15 protein-coding genes are annotated in these 14134 nt (G+C 71.5%); 10 read left to right on the forward strand and 5 right to left on the reverse strand.

Annotation, left to right across the window (positions count from 1 at the left end; genetic code table 11):
• Positions 1 to 237: 237 nt before the first annotated feature.
• The 5 genes from afsQ1 to ACH47Z_RS16120 all read left to right on the forward strand — a co-directional run bounded on the left by afsQ1 (position 238) and on the right by ACH47Z_RS16120 (position 4043).
• Positions 238 to 915, forward strand: coding sequence for a two-component system response regulator AfsQ1 (gene afsQ1 / locus ACH47Z_RS16100; protein WP_026248263.1), 678 nt, complete (start codon positions 238 to 240; stop codon positions 913 to 915).
• On the forward strand, positions 912 to 2543 hold the full coding sequence (locus tag ACH47Z_RS16105) for an ATP-binding protein (RefSeq protein ID WP_399073875.1): 1632 nt from the start codon (positions 912 to 914) through the stop codon (positions 2541 to 2543). The genes afsQ1 and ACH47Z_RS16105 overlap by 4 nt, the downstream gene beginning before the upstream one ends.
• Positions 2540 to 3145 carry a hypothetical protein gene (locus ACH47Z_RS16110; protein ID WP_399073877.1) on the forward strand — a complete coding sequence of 202 codons (606 nt, stop codon included), beginning with the start codon at positions 2540 to 2542 and terminating at the stop codon, positions 3143 to 3145. Before ACH47Z_RS16105 ends, ACH47Z_RS16110 begins: the two co-directional genes overlap by 4 nt.
• A 48-nt stretch (positions 3146 to 3193) precedes the next feature.
• Positions 3194 to 3763, forward strand: coding sequence for a VanZ family protein (locus ACH47Z_RS16115; protein WP_399073879.1), 570 nt, complete (start codon positions 3194 to 3196; stop codon positions 3761 to 3763).
• A gap of 79 nt (positions 3764 to 3842) precedes the next feature.
• Positions 3843 to 4043, forward strand: a complete 201-nt coding sequence (locus ACH47Z_RS16120; protein ID WP_399073881.1) for a PspC domain-containing protein — start codon at positions 3843 to 3845, stop codon at positions 4041 to 4043.
• A gap of 109 nt (positions 4044 to 4152) precedes the next feature.
• Here the strand turns inward: ACH47Z_RS16120 and ACH47Z_RS16125 are convergent, their stop codons facing one another.
• Both ACH47Z_RS16125 and ACH47Z_RS16130 read right to left on the reverse strand, forming a co-directional pair.
• Positions 4153 to 4494, reverse strand: a complete 342-nt coding sequence (locus ACH47Z_RS16125) for an ATP-binding protein (protein ID WP_399073883.1) — start codon at positions 4492 to 4494, stop codon at positions 4153 to 4155.
• A 151-nt stretch (positions 4495 to 4645) separates the two neighbouring features.
• On the reverse strand, positions 4646 to 5809 hold the full coding sequence (locus ACH47Z_RS16130) for an adenosine deaminase (RefSeq protein ID WP_399073885.1): 1164 nt from the start codon (positions 5807 to 5809) through the stop codon (positions 4646 to 4648).
• A 121-nt stretch (positions 5810 to 5930) separates the two neighbouring features.
• Here ACH47Z_RS16130 and ACH47Z_RS16135 point away from each other — a divergent pair, with 121 nt between their 5' ends.
• Positions 5931 to 6692, forward strand: a complete 762-nt coding sequence (locus ACH47Z_RS16135) for an alpha/beta hydrolase (protein WP_399073887.1) — start codon at positions 5931 to 5933, stop codon at positions 6690 to 6692.
• 10 nt (positions 6693 to 6702) lie between these two features.
• Here ACH47Z_RS16135 and ACH47Z_RS16140 read toward each other — a convergent pair whose 3' ends face one another.
• The gene (locus ACH47Z_RS16140; protein ID WP_399073889.1) at positions 6703 to 7662 is read right to left on the reverse strand and encodes a LysR substrate-binding domain-containing protein; all 960 of its coding nucleotides are present in this window, start codon (positions 7660 to 7662) and stop codon (positions 6703 to 6705) included.
• A gap of 63 nt (positions 7663 to 7725) precedes the next feature.
• Here ACH47Z_RS16140 and ACH47Z_RS16145 point away from each other — a divergent pair, with 63 nt between their 5' ends.
• From ACH47Z_RS16145 to ACH47Z_RS16155, 3 genes are all read left to right on the forward strand, one after another.
• On the forward strand, positions 7726 to 9018 hold the full coding sequence (locus tag ACH47Z_RS16145) for an MFS transporter (protein ID WP_399073891.1): 1293 nt from the start codon (positions 7726 to 7728) through the stop codon (positions 9016 to 9018).
• A gap of 91 nt (positions 9019 to 9109) precedes the next feature.
• Positions 9110 to 10258, forward strand: a complete 1149-nt coding sequence (gene dnaN / locus ACH47Z_RS16150; RefSeq protein ID WP_399073893.1) for a DNA polymerase III subunit beta — start codon at positions 9110 to 9112, stop codon at positions 10256 to 10258.
• Positions 10259 to 10367: 109 nt separating this feature from the next.
• On the forward strand, positions 10368 to 11381 hold the full coding sequence (locus ACH47Z_RS16155; RefSeq protein ID WP_399073895.1) for a sigma-70 family RNA polymerase sigma factor: 1014 nt from the start codon (positions 10368 to 10370) through the stop codon (positions 11379 to 11381).
• Here the strand turns inward: ACH47Z_RS16155 and ACH47Z_RS16160 are convergent.
• The gene (locus tag ACH47Z_RS16160) at positions 11265 to 11654 is read right to left on the reverse strand and encodes an STAS domain-containing protein (RefSeq protein WP_399073897.1); all 390 of its coding nucleotides are present in this window, start codon (positions 11652 to 11654) and stop codon (positions 11265 to 11267) included. The two genes, ACH47Z_RS16155 and ACH47Z_RS16160, sit on opposite strands and share 117 nt — an antisense overlap.
• Positions 11655 to 11723: 69 nt before the next feature.
• On the opposite strand from ACH47Z_RS16160, the gene ACH47Z_RS16165 reads away from it, so the two are divergent.
• Complete coding sequence (locus tag ACH47Z_RS16165) at positions 11724 to 12644, forward strand: AEC family transporter (RefSeq protein ID WP_399073899.1); 921 nt, start codon at positions 11724 to 11726, stop codon at positions 12642 to 12644.
• A 159-nt stretch (positions 12645 to 12803) separates the two neighbouring features.
• Here ACH47Z_RS16165 and ACH47Z_RS16170 read toward each other — a convergent pair whose 3' ends face one another.
• Positions 12804 to 14087, reverse strand: a complete 1284-nt coding sequence (locus ACH47Z_RS16170) for a thymidine phosphorylase (protein ID WP_399073901.1) — start codon at positions 14085 to 14087, stop codon at positions 12804 to 12806.
• Positions 14088 to 14134: the final 47 nt, after the last annotated feature.

Genomic DNA, 14134 nt, shown 5'->3' on the forward strand with positions numbered 1-14134 from the left:
GCGCTCCCCGTCGTGGACTTCCGGTGGTTCGGTCCTGCCGGGCCGGTTCCGGCTGCCCGTCCGGCCCGTGACCAAAAGACTGCCGGGGGCACTTCATGGCCATGTCCGCCGACTGTCACAGACCTGTCACAGGGGTCCGGCCCAGGATCGTCACAGGACGTGCACAGTCGGCAGCAGTAGGGAAGGGCTGGTGCGGGCAGGTGGGAGGACGGGCGGTCCATGGGCCAGAATGAGCCCGTGCCTTCCCTGTTGCTGATCGAGGACGACGACGCCATCCGCACGGCCCTGGAGCTCTCACTGACGCGCCAGGGCCACCGGGTGGCGACCGCTGCCAGCGGTGAGGACGGTCTGAAGCTGTTGCGCGAGCAGCGGCCCGACCTGATCGTGCTGGACGTGATGCTGCCCGGCATCGACGGCTTCGAGGTGTGCCGCCGGATCCGGCGCACCGACCAGCTGCCGATCATTCTGCTCACCGCGCGCAGTGATGACATCGATGTGGTGGTCGGGCTGGAGTCCGGCGCCGACGACTACGTCGTCAAGCCCGTCCAGGGCCGGGTGCTGGACGCCCGGATCCGGGCCGTGCTGCGGCGCGGGGAGCGCGAGTCCAGCGACTCGGCGACCTTCGGCAACGTCGTCATCGACCGGTCGGCGATGACCGTGACGAAGAACGGCGAGGATCTCCAGCTGACCCCGACCGAGCTGCGGCTGCTGCTGGAGCTGAGCCGGCGGCCCGGTCAGGCGCTGTCCCGCCAGCAGCTGCTGCGGCTGGTGTGGGAGCACGACTATCTCGGTGACTCGCGGCTCGTGGACGCGTGTGTGCAGCGGCTGCGCGCCAAGGTCGAGGACGTGCCGTCGTCCCCGACGCTGATCCGTACCGTCCGTGGTGTCGGCTACCGCCTGGACGCGCCTCAGTGACGGACGAGCAAGGGGGGCTGCGCGGCTGGGCCGCGGGGCGTACGAAGAGTCTGGCGCGGCTCAGGTTCACCAGTCTCCGGCTACGGCTGGTCGTCGTCTTCGGGCTGGTGGCCCTGACGGCCGCCGTGTCGGCGTCCGGCATCGCGTACTGGCTGAACCGGGAGGCGGTGCTCACCCGTGCCCAGGACGCGGTGCTGCGCGACTTCCGGCAGGAGATGCAGAACCGCGCGGGCGCGCTGCCCTCGCACCCCACCCAGAACCAACTCCAGCGCACCGCCGGGCAGATGGCGACCAGCAGCCAGAGCTTCAGCGTGCTGCTGGTCGGCCAGGACGCCAGTGGCAAGACGGTGTACGGCAACTCGGGCGGGATCAACGGCTTCTCACTGGAGGACGTGCCCAGGTCGCTGCGCGCGGCGGTGAACAAGCAGCAGAAGGTGACCGACGCCAACAAGGAGCCGTACCACCTGTACTGGCAGCGGGTCGTGAGCCACGGCACGCCGTATCTGGTGGCCGGTACGAAGGTGATCGGCGGCGGTCCGACCGGCTACATGGCGAAGTCGCTGGAGCCGGAGGCCAAGGACCTCAACTCGCTGGCCTGGTCGCTGGGCATCGCCACGGGACTCGCGCTGATCGGCGCCGCGCTGCTCGCGCAGGCCGCCGCCACGACCGTACTGAAGCCGGTGCACCGGCTCGGGGTCGCCGCGGCGCGGCTGGGCGAGGGCAAGCTGGACACCCGGCTGCGGGTGTCGGGCACGGACGAACTCGCCGATCTGTCCCGGACGTTCAACAACGCGGCCGAGGCGCTGGAGCAGCGGGTCTCGGAGATGGCCGCCCGGGACGAGGCCTCGCGCCGCTTCGTCGCCGACATGAGCCATGAGCTGCGTACGCCGCTCACCGCCATCACCGCCGTGACGGAGATCCTGGAGGAGGAGCTGGAGGCGGAGTCGGGCAGCATCGACCCGATGATCGAGCCGGCGGTCCGGCTGGTGGTCAGCGAGACACGGCGCCTGAACGACCTGGTCGAGAACCTGATGGAGGTCACCCGCTTCGACGCGGGCACCGCCCGGCTGGTCCTGGACGACGTCGACGTCGCCGACCAGATCACCGCCTGCATCGACGCCCGCGCCTGGCTCGACGCGGTCGAGCTGGACGCCGATCGCGGCATCCACGCCCGCCTCGACCCGCGCCGCCTGGACGTCATACTCGCCAACCTGATCGGCAACGCGCTCAAGCACGGCGGGTCGCCGGTGCGGGTGTCGGTACGGGAGGCTGACGAGGACGGCGCCGAGGTGGTCATCGCGGTCCGCGACCACGGGCGGGGCATCCCGGAGGACGTCCTCCCCCACGTCTTCGACCGCTTCTACAAGGCGAGCGCCTCCCGGCCGCGCTCCGAGGGCAGCGGACTGGGCCTGTCCATCGCCATGGAGAACGCCCATATCCACGGCGGCGAGATCACCGCCGCCAACTCGCCCGACGGCGGCGCGGTGTTCACCCTGCGGCTGCCACGGGACGCCTCACGGCTGACGGAGGAGCCGGACGAGGGCGAGAGGGGCACCAAGGCCGGCAGCGACCATACGAACGACGAGAACGACACGGACAGTTCAGGATCAGGAAAGGAGGGGTCATGACCGTACGACGCCTGCTGGCGCTGCCCCTCCTGGGTCTGCTGCTGTCCGGCTGCGGCATCCGGGCCACGGAGGTGCCGACCGACTTCGGGGCGGCGCCGTCCCGGGTGCCCTGCTCGCTGGCCGGCCCGGACCTGGCCACGCAGTCCTCGCAGGGCGTACCCGTGCAGGTCTTCCTGCTCTGCGGGGCGTCCCTGGTGACGGTCGACCGGACGGTACGCGTCCCCGACGGCACCCCGGACGCCCGGCGCCGGGTGATCGTGGCCCAGGGCCTGCTGGACCAGCTGGCCGCGTCGCCGTCGTCCGCCGAACGCTCCGCGGGCTACACGACGTACGTCCCCGGCGGCCTGAACGTCTCCGGCCCCGCCCCGAAGGACCCGGAGGACACCCTCCGCCTGAACACACCCCCGTCGCGCCTGACGTCCTACGCCCTGGCCCAGCTGGTGTGCACCCTCTCCGACTCGGCGGCGACGGAGGGCGACGGCTCGGTCATCCTGGCCGGCCCGACCCCGGGCACCCCCCGCCGCTACGCCTGCACGGACGATGTCCGCAACCGCCCGGGCAACACGGAACCGCCGTCGAGCGAGGTGCCGGCGCGGTCCTAGTCGCCTCGGCGCGGAACCGTTCGTACCCGGCGCTGCGTCTAGGGGGTCGTGCAGCGTCAAGGCCCTTTCGGCGGCAGTGCCACGATCCGCATCCGGGTGACAGGAGGCGTCCTCCTCGTCGCCCACCTCGCCCTCGTCGCCTGGCTGACGCTGCGTCCTCTGGACGTCCCCTGGGTGACACCGCCCAATGTGCACCCCCTGGCCGGTATCCGCGCCGACCTGGCGCTCGGTGCGCGGGAGGCCGCCCGGCGCATCGGGGAGGGTCTGGCCCTGCTCGCCCCGCTGGGCGTGCTGCTGCCGGCGGTGCACGGCAGGCTCACGGTCTCCCGGCTCGCCTCGCTGATCCGTACGGCCGCGGCGGGCGCCCTGATCTCCCTCGGCATCGCACTGCTCCAGACCGGCGTGCCCGGCCGGGTCGTGGACATCGACTCGCTGTTGCTGAACACCGCGGGTGTCGTGCTGGCCCACGTGGCCGTCGTACCGGCGGGACGGGCCTGGCTGCGGCGCCGGGACGCGCGCGAGGACGGTGCCGCGGGAACCGAACGGCCCGTGAGCGTGCATGGGGAGCTGGCTCAGGGTCGTACCCCGACGATTCCCAGGGTCGGAATCGCTCCGTAGAGTGACGCTTCGTCCGCTTCGTCTCCGTATCGTCGAAGACAGCTGAAGACAGCGCATCGACAACCACGGAGGAGTCGCCATGTCCGCCCTTGCCCGCCCCACCCACGGCCGCATGATCGGCGGCGTGTGCGCCGGACTGGCCCGGCGCTTCGGCACCTCGGCGACGACGATGCGGGTGATCTTCCTGCTGTCCTGCCTGCTGCCGGGCCCGCAGTTCCTGCTCTACATAGCGCTGTGGATCCTGATGCCGTCCGAGGAGAGGTCGCGCACCGCCTGGTGAACCCCGGTGAGGCCGCCCGCCCCCCTGCGCACGAAGGCCGCTGGGGCGCCCCGGACCAACTCCGGGGCGCCCCAGTGGCGTCGTACGACAGTCGGCGTCGGCCTCCGCGTCAGCCGATCGGGAGCCCGTTCACCGGCAGGCCGTGCGTGGGCAGGCCCGTGTTGCCCGTCGGCAGTCCGCCGAGGAGCCCGGCGACCGGGGCGGTCGGGCCCTTGGCGAGCGCGCCCCGGACGGCCGGCGTCGCGGCGGCCGTCGCGGTACCCACGGCACCCTGCCCCTGGGTCAGCGCCTCGGTGGTACCCGGCAGCACCTGGGTGACGGAGCTGAGGGCCTGCGTGGCCTGGCCGGCGTCGGGGAGGGCCGGGGCCGCGTTGGCCGCGCCCGCGCCGGCGGCGGCGAAGGCGGCACCGAGGGCGGCGACACCGAGGGTCTTGGCAGCAGACTGCTTCATGGTGAATTGCGTCCTTGAATGCGGAGACGGAGATCACAAACGATCTGAGCGGTCCACGACCGTAAACATGCCGGACCACCCGCCGCAAACACCGAAATGCGGACGGTGTGTGAAAGCGTGTCCGCATTCCGTTCCGGGGTGTGGGGTGCGGTCAGCCCGTCGAATCGACAGAACCGCTGGTAGAGGCCGTCTGCTGGAACAGCCATTCGGATTTCAGCTCTGCATATCCGGGCTTGACGACGTCATTGATCATGGCGAGTCGTTCATCGAAAGGAATGAACGCTGATTTCATCGCATTGACGGAGAACCATTGGAGATCGTCGAGCGTGTAACCGAATACGTCGACAAGATGCTCGAATTCCCGGCTCATGCTGGTGTGCGACATCAGCCGGTTGTCGGTGTTCACCGTGACCCGGAAGTGCAGTCGGCGCAGCAGCCCGATCGGATGCTCGGCATACGAGGGCGCGGCCCCGGTCTGGAGGTTGGAGCTGGGGCACAGCTCCAGCGGGATCCGCTTGTCCCGGACGTACGACGCCAGTCGGCCGAGCCGCACCGAGCCGTCCTCGCGGACCTCGATGTCGTCGATGATCCGCACCCCGTGCCCGAGCCGGTCGGCGCCGCACCACTGCAGCGCCTGCCAGATGGACGGCAGCCCGAAGGCCTCGCCGGCATGGATCGTGAAGTGGTTGTTCTCACGCTTGAGGTACTCGAAGGCGTCCAGGTGCCGGGTGGGCGGGTAGCCCGCCTCCGCACCGGCGATGTCGAAGCCGACCACGCCGGAGTCCCGGTGCCGGTTGGCGAGTTCGGCGATCTCCAGGGAGCGGGCCGCGTGCCGCATGGCGGTCAGCAGGGCGCCGACCCGGATCCGGTGGCCGTTCTCCCGGGCGAGCCGCTCGCCCTGCCGGAACCCCTCGTTGACGGCCTCGACCACCTGCTCCAGGGTGAGCCCCCGCTCCAGGTGCTGCTCGGGCGCGTACCGCACCTCGGCGTAGACGACTCCGTCCTCGGCGAGGTCCTCGGCGCACTCCCGCGCGACCCGGACCAGCGCCTCACGGGTCTGCATCACGCCGACGGTGTGCCGGAAGGTCTCCAGATACCGTTCCAGCGAGCCGGAGTCGGCGGCTTCCTGGAACCAGATGCCCAGCTTGTCCGGGTCGGTCTCGGGAAGGTCCGCGTACCCGGTCTCCCGGGCGAGTGCGACGACGGTGCCCGGGCGGAGCCCGCCGTCGAGATGATCGTGCAGCAGAACCTTGGGCGCCCGGCGGATCTGGTCCGACGTCGGAACGGCTCCGGTTGGTGCAGTCTGGCTCGTCATTTCCGCACTGTAACGCCTACGCGCGTAGAACCACCCGCACCTGACGGCACTTTTCCGTCGATACGCAACGGTGACCGCACGTACGGGTTTCGTACACCGCCCCTTCTGACACTGTTCTGTCATGGGACAGCAAGCGACGCCGGTCCGAACGGCCAGGCTGGGAAAGGCAGTCGGCCCGGAGCCGACGGCGGTGAGCGGAGCGGTGCTGCTGCTCCCCGGCGGGGAGGAGATGTCCGCCCGTCGGCCGTCCCCCGTACGGGCGGCGGTCGCGCTGCGCTCGCTGGGCCGGCGGTTCGTTCGCGCGGGCCGGGCCGAGGGGCTGGCCGTACACACCGTGCGGTACCGCTACCGCGGGTGGAACGGCAGCGAGGCGCATCTGGCGGTGGACGCCGAGTGGGCCGCCGACGAGGTCGTACGACGGTACGGGGATGTTCCCGTGTGCCTGGTCGGGGTGGACATGGGCGGCCGGGCGGCGCTGCGGGCGGGTGGGCACGAGGCGGTCAACTCCGTTGTGGCGCTGGCCCCTTGGCTGCCCGAGGACGATGTGGCCGCGCCTGCCGAGCCGGTGAAGCAGCTGGTGGGACGGCGGGTGCTGATCGTGCACGGCACGAATGACCAACGGACCGATCCCGAGCTGTCGTTCCGGTTCGCCGCGCGGGCGAAGAAGGTGAATCGGGAGGTGTGCCGGTTCGAAGTGCATTCGGATGGACACGGATTGGGTGGGCATCGGGATGAGGTGGGGTGCCTGGCCGTTGACTTCATGCTCGGGGCGTTGTTCGGGCATCACGTGTCCAGACCTGTTGAGGATGCGCTTGCTGCTCCGCCGCCCATTGGACTGAGGATGCCGTTGGCTGTGGGGTTCGGCCGGTCGTTGAAGCGGTAGGGGGTGGGGGTCAGGGAAGCAGGCTGCCCCTTCTGGAAAGCAGGAACTTCTTGAAGGCCGCCACCGGGGGTGTGTCCGGGCGGTCTGCCAGCCAGGCGACGCCGATCTCCCTGGCCGCCCTGGGAGCCGTGACCGTCAGTTCCACCACCCCTGGTCTCGGGACCGTCGGCGGGGGCAGGAGGGCGACCCCCAGCCCGGCCGCCACCAAACCCCGAAGGGTCTCCGCCTCCTCGCCCTCGAAGGCGACCCTCGGGCGGAAGCCTGCCTCTCGGCAGAGGTCGTCGGTGATGCGGCGCAGGCCGTAGCCGGGTTCCAGGGTGACGAAGGTTTCCTCGGCCGCCTCGGCCAGGCGGATGCGCCTGCGGGTGGCCAGGGGGTGGTCGGCGGGGACGACCAGGCGGAGTTTCTGTTCGTCCAGGCGGCGGGCGACCAGGTCGGGGGCGTCCGGGACCGGGGAGGTCAGGCACAGGTCCAGTTCGCCCGCGCGGAGGCGCTCCAGCATGGCCTCGCCGTAGTTCTGGACGAGGCTGAAGCGGATGCGCGGGTGGTCGGCGCGGAAGGCGTGCAGGAGGCCGGGTACGGTCTCGGCGCCCATGGTGTGCAGGAAGCCGAAGGCGACCTTGCCGGTGGCCGGGTCGGCGTCGGCGCGGACCTCCTCGGCGGCCCGCTCGACCTCGGCGAGGGCGCGTTCGACCGAGGTCAGGAAGGTGCGGCCGGCGGGCGTCAGGGAGACCGTGCGGCCGTGGCGGGCGAAGAGGTCCACACCCAGGTCCTGCTCCAGGCGGACCATCGCGCGGGAGAGGGTGGACTGGGGGACGTTCAGCTCGTGAGCGGCCCTGGTCACGTGCTCGGTGCGGGCCACGCCGGCGAAGTAGGCGAGGCGGGGAGCGAGCACCTTCGACATCTCAGTCATGTCTTCTGTGTCACTGTTCGATGACAGGCGAGCCTGTGGGCTGTGCTGATGCGCCATGGGAACGATTATGGCCAATCCATGCATTGGACGCATGAGAGGGGCCGTACATACCGTCGAGGCATGTCTCCCGCCAGTACCGGGGCGTCCACCGCCGTGGGCGCCGCCTCGCCCGTCCCCGCCTCCGACACCACCGGCTCCGACTCCCGGATGACTCCGGGCGGGCCCGGCTACCGCCGGATGAGCCTCGCCCTCTTCCTCGCCGGAGTCGCCACCTTCGCGCTCCTGTACTCCACGCAGGCCCTGCTGCCGCTGATCTCCGGGGAGTTCGGGGTCGCGCCGAGCGAGGCGAGCTGGACCGTGGCGGCCGCGACCGGCGGACTGGCGCTGTTCGTGCTGCCGATGAGCGCCCTGTCGGAGCGCTTCGGCCGCCGTACGGTGATGACGGCCTCGCTGGCCGTCGCGGTCACCGTCGGCCTGCTGGTGCCGTTCGCGCCGTCGCTCGGTGTGCTGGTGGTGCTGCGGGCGGTGCAGGGCGCGGCGCTGGCCGGTCTGCCGGCCTCGGCGACGGCGTATCTGGCCGAGGAGGTCCGGCCGAAGGCGCTGGTCACGGCGATCGGGCTGTTCGTCGCGGGCAACAGCGTCGGCGGCATGAGCGGCCGGGTGATCACCGGCTGGGTGGCCCAGGAGTGGGGCTGGCGGGTCGCCGTCGCGGTGATCGGCGCGATTGCCGTGGCGTGCGCGATCGCCTTCCGGCTGCTGCTGCCGACGCCGCGGCACTTCACGACGGGCTCGCTGCGGCCCCGCGTCCTGCTCGGCACGGTCCGCGACCACCTCGCCAACCCGCTGCTGCGGCGCCTGTACGCGATCGGCGCGCTGTTCATGACGGTGTTCGGCGGCGTGTACACGGTGATCGGCTACCGGCTGACGGAGGCACCGTTCGGGCTGCCGCAGGGCATCATCGGCTCGATCTTCCTGGTCTACCTGGTGGGTACGGTGTCCGCGTCCACGGCCGGCCGGCTGGTGGGCCGCCTCGGGCGCCGGGGCGCGCTGTACCTGGCGGGCGGTACGACGGCGGCCGGTCTGCTGCTGTCGCTGGCGCCCGCGCTGCCGCTGGTGCTGCTGGGCCTGGTGCTGATCACGGCGGGCTTCTTCGCGGGGCACGCGGTGGCGTCCTCGGCGGTCAGCAAGACGGCCACGCACGGGCGTGCGCAGGCCGCGGCGCTCTACCAGTCGATGTACTACATCGGCTCCAGCGTCGGCAGCACGGTCGGCGCGATGGCCTTCCACGCGGACGGCTGGAGCGGCACGGTCGGGGTGGGGCTGCTGGCGGTCGTCGGCGTCGTCACGATCACCGTCGCCGGCACCCGGGCGGCCCGGGTGGCGGCCCGCCGGGAGCCGGTCGCGGCGCACTAGCTTTTGACGAACCCCCTGCTCAGGGGCCGTTGTCAGTGGGCGCGGATAGCGTCCCCGGAACAACTGGTCCGTCGGGCAGGGGGATTGTCGTATGGAGTTCCGGATCGCGCGCGGGGAGCTGGCGGAGGCGGTGGGGCGGGCGGCACGTGCGCTGCCCGCGCGGACGCCGGTGCCCGTGCTGGGCGGGTTGCTGCTGACCGCGGAGGCCGGGCGGCTGACGGTGTCCGGCTTCGACTTCGAGACCGCGGTCCGGGTGGAGGCCGACGCCGAGGTGACGGCGGAGGGCCGGGTGCTGGTGCTCGGGCGCAGACTGCTGGACATCTGCCGGGTGGTGCCCGAGGGCCCGGTGAACTGCGCGCTGGAGGGCACCCGGTTCGGCCTGGAGGCGGGCGGCACCCGGTTCGGGCTGTCGACGCTGCCGTACGAGGAGTATCCGGCCCTGCCCGAGACGCCACCGGCGTACGGCGGGGTGGACGCGGAGGCGTTCGCGACGGCCGTCGGTCAGGTGGCTGTGGCAGCGGGCCGCGACGACACGCTGCCGGTCCTCACCGGGATCCAACTGCGCTTCGACGGCGAGCAACTGACCCTGTCGGCATCCGACCGCTACCGCTACGCGGTACGCCGGCTGGAGTGGAAGCCGGAGGCGGGGGCGGCCGGTGGGACGGGGGCGGTTGGGGAGCCGGTGGAGGTGTTGCTGCCCGCGCGGCGGCTGCTGGAGACCGCGCGGTCGCTGGCCCGCTGCGGGACCGTGCGGATCGGCCTGGATCCGGCACAGACGGCCGGCGGGGGCGTGGTCGGCTTCGCGGGCGGGGGCACCCGGACGGTGCTGCGGCGGCTGGAGGGGCGGCTGCCCGGGTACGGGTCGCTGTTCGCGCTGCCGGACGCGGCGGTCGCCGAGGTGGACTGCGCGGCGCTGACGGAGGCCGTACGACGGGTCGCGGTGGTCGCCGAGGCAAGCAGCCCGGTCCGGCTGGACTTCTCGGCCGCCGAGGGCGCGCTGCTGGTGCGGGCCGGGTACGGCGACGACGTGGCGGCACAGCGGCTGCCGGCCGTACTGCACGGGGCCGAGGAGGTCACCGTGGCCTTCAACCCGGCCTATCTGCTCGACGCGCTGAACTCCTTCGAGGGCCCCGAGCTGCGGCTGGAGCTGCTGGGCGGCGGCCAGCGGGCGCTGCTCGGCGGCACCGGCGCTGCGGCCGGTCACCGGCATCTGCTCATGTCCGTGAAACAACTGGTCTGAGCTGGGCTTTTTCGTACTCGAGGAGCCGTTGTCAGTGGGCTGCGGTAGCTTCCGAAGTGCTGGGGCGCGATGGAGCGCGAACAGGAACGGCCACAGGGGTGGGTGGACGATGGGTGACAGCACGGCGACGGTGGACCTCGACGTCGCACTGGAGAAGCACCGGACCGAGCTGACGGGGTACTGCTACCGGATGCTCGGCTCCTCCTTCGAGGCCGAGGACGCGGTGCAGGACACCCTGGTGCGGGCCTGGCGGAGCTACGAGAAGTTCGAGGGCCGCTCGTCCTTGCGCTCGTGGCTGTACCGGATCGCGACGAACGTGTGCCTGGACATGCTGGCGGCGGGGAACAGACGGGCGAGGCCGATGGACCTGACGGAGTCGACCCCGCTCGCGCAGGCGGCGCTCTCCCCTCGCCCGGAGAACACCTGGCTGGAGCCGATGCCGGACGCGCGGGTGCTGCCGGAGACGCAGGACCCGGCGGAGGCGGCCGTCGCGAAGGAGTCGATCCGGCTGGCGTTCATGGCGGCGCTGCAGCAACTGCCGCCCAAGCAGCGGGCGGTGCTGATCCTGCGCGAGGTGCTGGCGTGGAAGGCGAGCGAGGTCGCCGAGCTGCTGGGCACCACGGTCGCGTCGGTCAACAGCGCCCTCCAGCGGGCCCGCGCCACGCTCGCCGAGCGCGCCGACAGCAGCCCCGAGGGAGCTGCGTCCGACCCGCTGGACGAGGAGCAGCAAAAGCTCCTGGAGCGGTACGTCAAGGCCTTCGAGGGCTACGACATGACGGCCCTGACGGCGCTGCTGCGCGAGGACGCCATCATGACGATGCCGCCGTTCGACCTGTGGCTGCGCGGTACGACGGACATCACCGGCTTCATGACCACGCTCGGCGCGTCCTGTGCCGGTTCCCGTCTGCTGCCGGTCCGGGCGAACGGTCTGCCGGCGTTCGCGCACTACAAGCCGGACGAGGAGAAGGGCGGGTTCAGCCCCTGGGCGGTGCAGATCCTGGAGATCTCAGAGGGCCGGATCACCGGTTTCCACTGCTTCCTCGACGCCCAGCGCTGGTTCCCCCTCTTCGACCTGCCCCTCCACCTCGAAGCGGAGTCCGACGAGATCGAGGAGGGCGTGTAGCGCCGGGTCGGGATCCCGCAGCCGTATCCGCCCACCGGCCCGGCGGGCGGTCAGCTCCAGCCGCGCCAGCAGATCGACGACGGCGAGGCCCGGCGGGCCCAGCCCACCCACATCACACACGACGACCCGGTCCCCACCACCGCCTTCCAGCAGCACCTGCAGGGCAGCACACAGCCCGGCCACGTCATCACGGCTGACGGGGCCGGGCAGCACGAGCACGGCGGGCATCTTGGCATCCACGACCGGTAGACCGGCAGGGCGGACGGAACTCATCGCGCACCGGGCACGCACGGACGTAGATCACATTGACCAGGCCTCTCCGGTCCTTGGAGGCTTGGCCCTGTGGAGGGGGTGCTGAGCGGTTTCGCGGTGATCGCGATCGTCATCGGGGTGGGCTACGTCCTCGGCCGCCAGGGCATACTCGGCGACCAGGGCATCGAGGTCCTGACGAAGCTGGCCTTCACGGTGGCGGGCCCCGCGCTCCTCTTCACGACGCTGGCGAAGGCCGACCTCTCGGTCCTCTTCTCCGCTCGCCTGCTGGTGACAGCGCTGAGCACAGCAGCGGTGGCAGGTTTCTTCCTGGCGATCGGCGCGCTACGCCACTGGGGCGTGGGCCGCACGACCATCGGCGCCCTGTGCTCCGGTTACGTCAACTCGGGCAACCTCGGCATCCCGATCGCGGCGTACGTCCTGGGCGACGCGTCCCTGGTGGCCCCGGTGTTGTTGTTCCAGGTGGTCCTGGTGACCCCGATAGCGCTGACGATCCTGGACCTGTCGGGCATGGGCGAGAAGGGCCCGGCGTGGCAGCGCCTGCTGACCCCGCTCCGCAACCCCATAGCACTCGGCTCCCTGTCCGGGGTGGTGGTATCGGCGGCCGGCTGGCACCTCCCCGACCCGGTAGTGAACCCGTTGACCCTGATCGGCAACATGTCCGTCCCGGCGGCCCTGCTGACCTTCGGCATGTCGTTGCACGGCAGCGCGCCCCCTGGCCGGGGCCGGGACCGTCAACTGGTCCTGCTGTCGGTCGCGTTGAAGTCGGTGGGCCAACCGCTGGTGGCGTGGGTTCTGGCGAGGGGCGTCTTCGGCCTGCACGGGGCGCCGTTGCTGGACGTCGTGGTGACCTCGGCCCTCCCGGCCGCGCAGAACTTGTTCACCTACGCCAGCCGGTACCGGGTCGCCGAGTCCCTGGCCCGCGAGTCGATCCTGCTGTCGACGGTGGTGTCGGTGCCGGTTTTGGTGGGGGTCGCGGCGGTGCTGGGGTGACACCGGGTCAGTCGACGGGGACCGTGAGGTGGAAGGGGCCGGGCAACTCGACGGGGGCGTCGAACCCCTTGCAGCCCCTGGGAGCTTCGGTCCGCAACACGCCGAAGGGGACCGGCGCAGGTCCACCGATCCCCTTCACCCGAACGGGAAATTACCTGGTCAGGCGATCCGCTCCAGCACCACCGGCGAGGCCGTGAAGTCCGTGCCCGCGGCCGCGATGTCGTACGAACCCTCCACCGCCTGCAGCGCGTACTCGAAGCGCTCCGGGGTGTCGGTGTGCAGGGTCAGCAGGGGCTGGCCCTGCGTCACCGTGTCGCCCGGCTTGGCGTGCATTTCCACGCCCGCTGCCGCCTGCACCGGGTCCTCCTTGCGGGCGCGGCCGGCGCCGAGGCGCCAGGCGGCGATGCCGATGTCGTAGGCGTCGAGGCGGGTCAGGACACCCGAGGCCGGGGCCTTGATCACGTGCTGTTCGCGAGACGTGGGCAGCTCGGCGTCCGGGTCGCCGCCCTGGGCCGCGATCATGCGGCGCCAGACGTCCATCGCCGAGCCGTCGGCCAGGGCCTTCGCCGGGTCGGCGTCCTTCACGCCCGCCGCGTCCAGCATTTCGCGCGCCAGGGCCAGGGTCAGTTCCACCACGTCCGCCGGGCCACCGCCCGCCAGGACCTCCACCGACTCGCGGACCTCCAGCGCGTTGCCCGCCGTCAGGCCCAGCGGCGTCGACATGTCCGTCAGGAGGGCGACCGTCTTCACGCCGTGGTCCGTGCCCAGGCCGACCATGGTCGACGCCAGCTCACGCGCGTCCTCCAGAGTCTTCATGAAGGCGCCGGTGCCGACCTTCACGTCCAGGACCAGGCTGCCCGTGCCCTCCGCGATCTTCTTCGACATGATCGACGAGGCGATCAGGGGGATCGCCTCCACCGTGCCCGTGACGTCACGGAGTGCGTACAGCTTCTTGTCCGCCGGGGCCAGGCCGTCGCCCGCCGCGCAGATCACCGCGCCCGTCGTGTCCAGGACGTGCAGCATCTCCTCGTTCGACAGCAGCGCGCGCCAGCCCGGGATCGACTCCAGCTTGTCCAGCGTGCCGCCCGTGTGGCCGAGGCCCCGGCCCGAGAGCTGCGGGACCGCCGCACCGCAGGCCGCCACCAGCGGGGCCAGCGGCAGCGTGATCTTGTCGCCCACGCCGCCCGTCGAGTGCTTGTCGGCCGTCGGGCGGGACAGGGACGAGAAGTCCATGCGCTCGCCCGACGCGATCATCGCCGCCGTCCAGCGGGCGATCTCGCGGCGGTTCATGCCGTTGAGGAGGATGGCCATCGCGAGCGACGACATCTGCTCGTCGGCGACCTCGCCCCGCGTGTACGCGTCGATGACCCAGTCGATCTGCTCGTCGGTCAGCTCACCGCGGTCCCGCTTGGTGCGGATGACGGAGATGGCGTCCATGGCCATGACGTTCCCTTCGGAGAATTGCGAAGTGCGCGGCCCCCCTGCGAGCG

The sequence above is a fragment of the Streptomyces sp. NPDC020192 genome, from assembly GCF_044388685.1.
Lineage (GTDB): Bacteria > Actinomycetota > Actinomycetes > Streptomycetales > Streptomycetaceae > Streptomyces.

What these genes read in the sequence shown, in the direction of transcription:
- dnaN (WP_399073893.1), top strand. Translation starts at nt 9,110, where the DNA reads ATGGAGTTCCGGATCGCGCGCGGGGAGCTGGCGGAGGCGGTGGGGCGG.
- ACH47Z_RS16110 (WP_399073877.1), top strand. Translation starts at nt 2,540, where the DNA reads ATGACCGTACGACGCCTGCTGGCGCTGCCCCTCCTGGGTCTGCTGCTG.
- ACH47Z_RS16130 (WP_399073885.1), bottom strand. Translation starts at nt 5,809, where the DNA reads ATGACGAGCCAGACTGCACCAACCGGAGCCGTTCCGACGTCGGACCAG.
- ACH47Z_RS16160 (WP_399073897.1), bottom strand. Translation starts at nt 11,654, where the DNA reads ATGAGTTCCGTCCGCCCTGCCGGTCTACCGGTCGTGGATGCCAAGATG.
- ACH47Z_RS16135 (WP_399073887.1), top strand. Translation starts at nt 5,931, where the DNA reads ATGGGACAGCAAGCGACGCCGGTCCGAACGGCCAGGCTGGGAAAGGCA.
- ACH47Z_RS16145 (WP_399073891.1), top strand. Translation starts at nt 7,726, where the DNA reads ATGTCTCCCGCCAGTACCGGGGCGTCCACCGCCGTGGGCGCCGCCTCG.
- ACH47Z_RS16170 (WP_399073901.1), bottom strand. Translation starts at nt 14,087, where the DNA reads ATGGCCATGGACGCCATCTCCGTCATCCGCACCAAGCGGGACCGCGGT.
- ACH47Z_RS16140 (WP_399073889.1), bottom strand. Translation starts at nt 7,662, where the DNA reads ATGGCGCATCAGCACAGCCCACAGGCTCGCCTGTCATCGAACAGTGAC.
- ACH47Z_RS16120 (WP_399073881.1), top strand. Translation starts at nt 3,843, where the DNA reads ATGTCCGCCCTTGCCCGCCCCACCCACGGCCGCATGATCGGCGGCGTG.
- ACH47Z_RS16125 (WP_399073883.1), bottom strand. Translation starts at nt 4,494, where the DNA reads ATGAAGCAGTCTGCTGCCAAGACCCTCGGTGTCGCCGCCCTCGGTGCC.
- ACH47Z_RS16155 (WP_399073895.1), top strand. Translation starts at nt 10,368, where the DNA reads ATGGGTGACAGCACGGCGACGGTGGACCTCGACGTCGCACTGGAGAAG.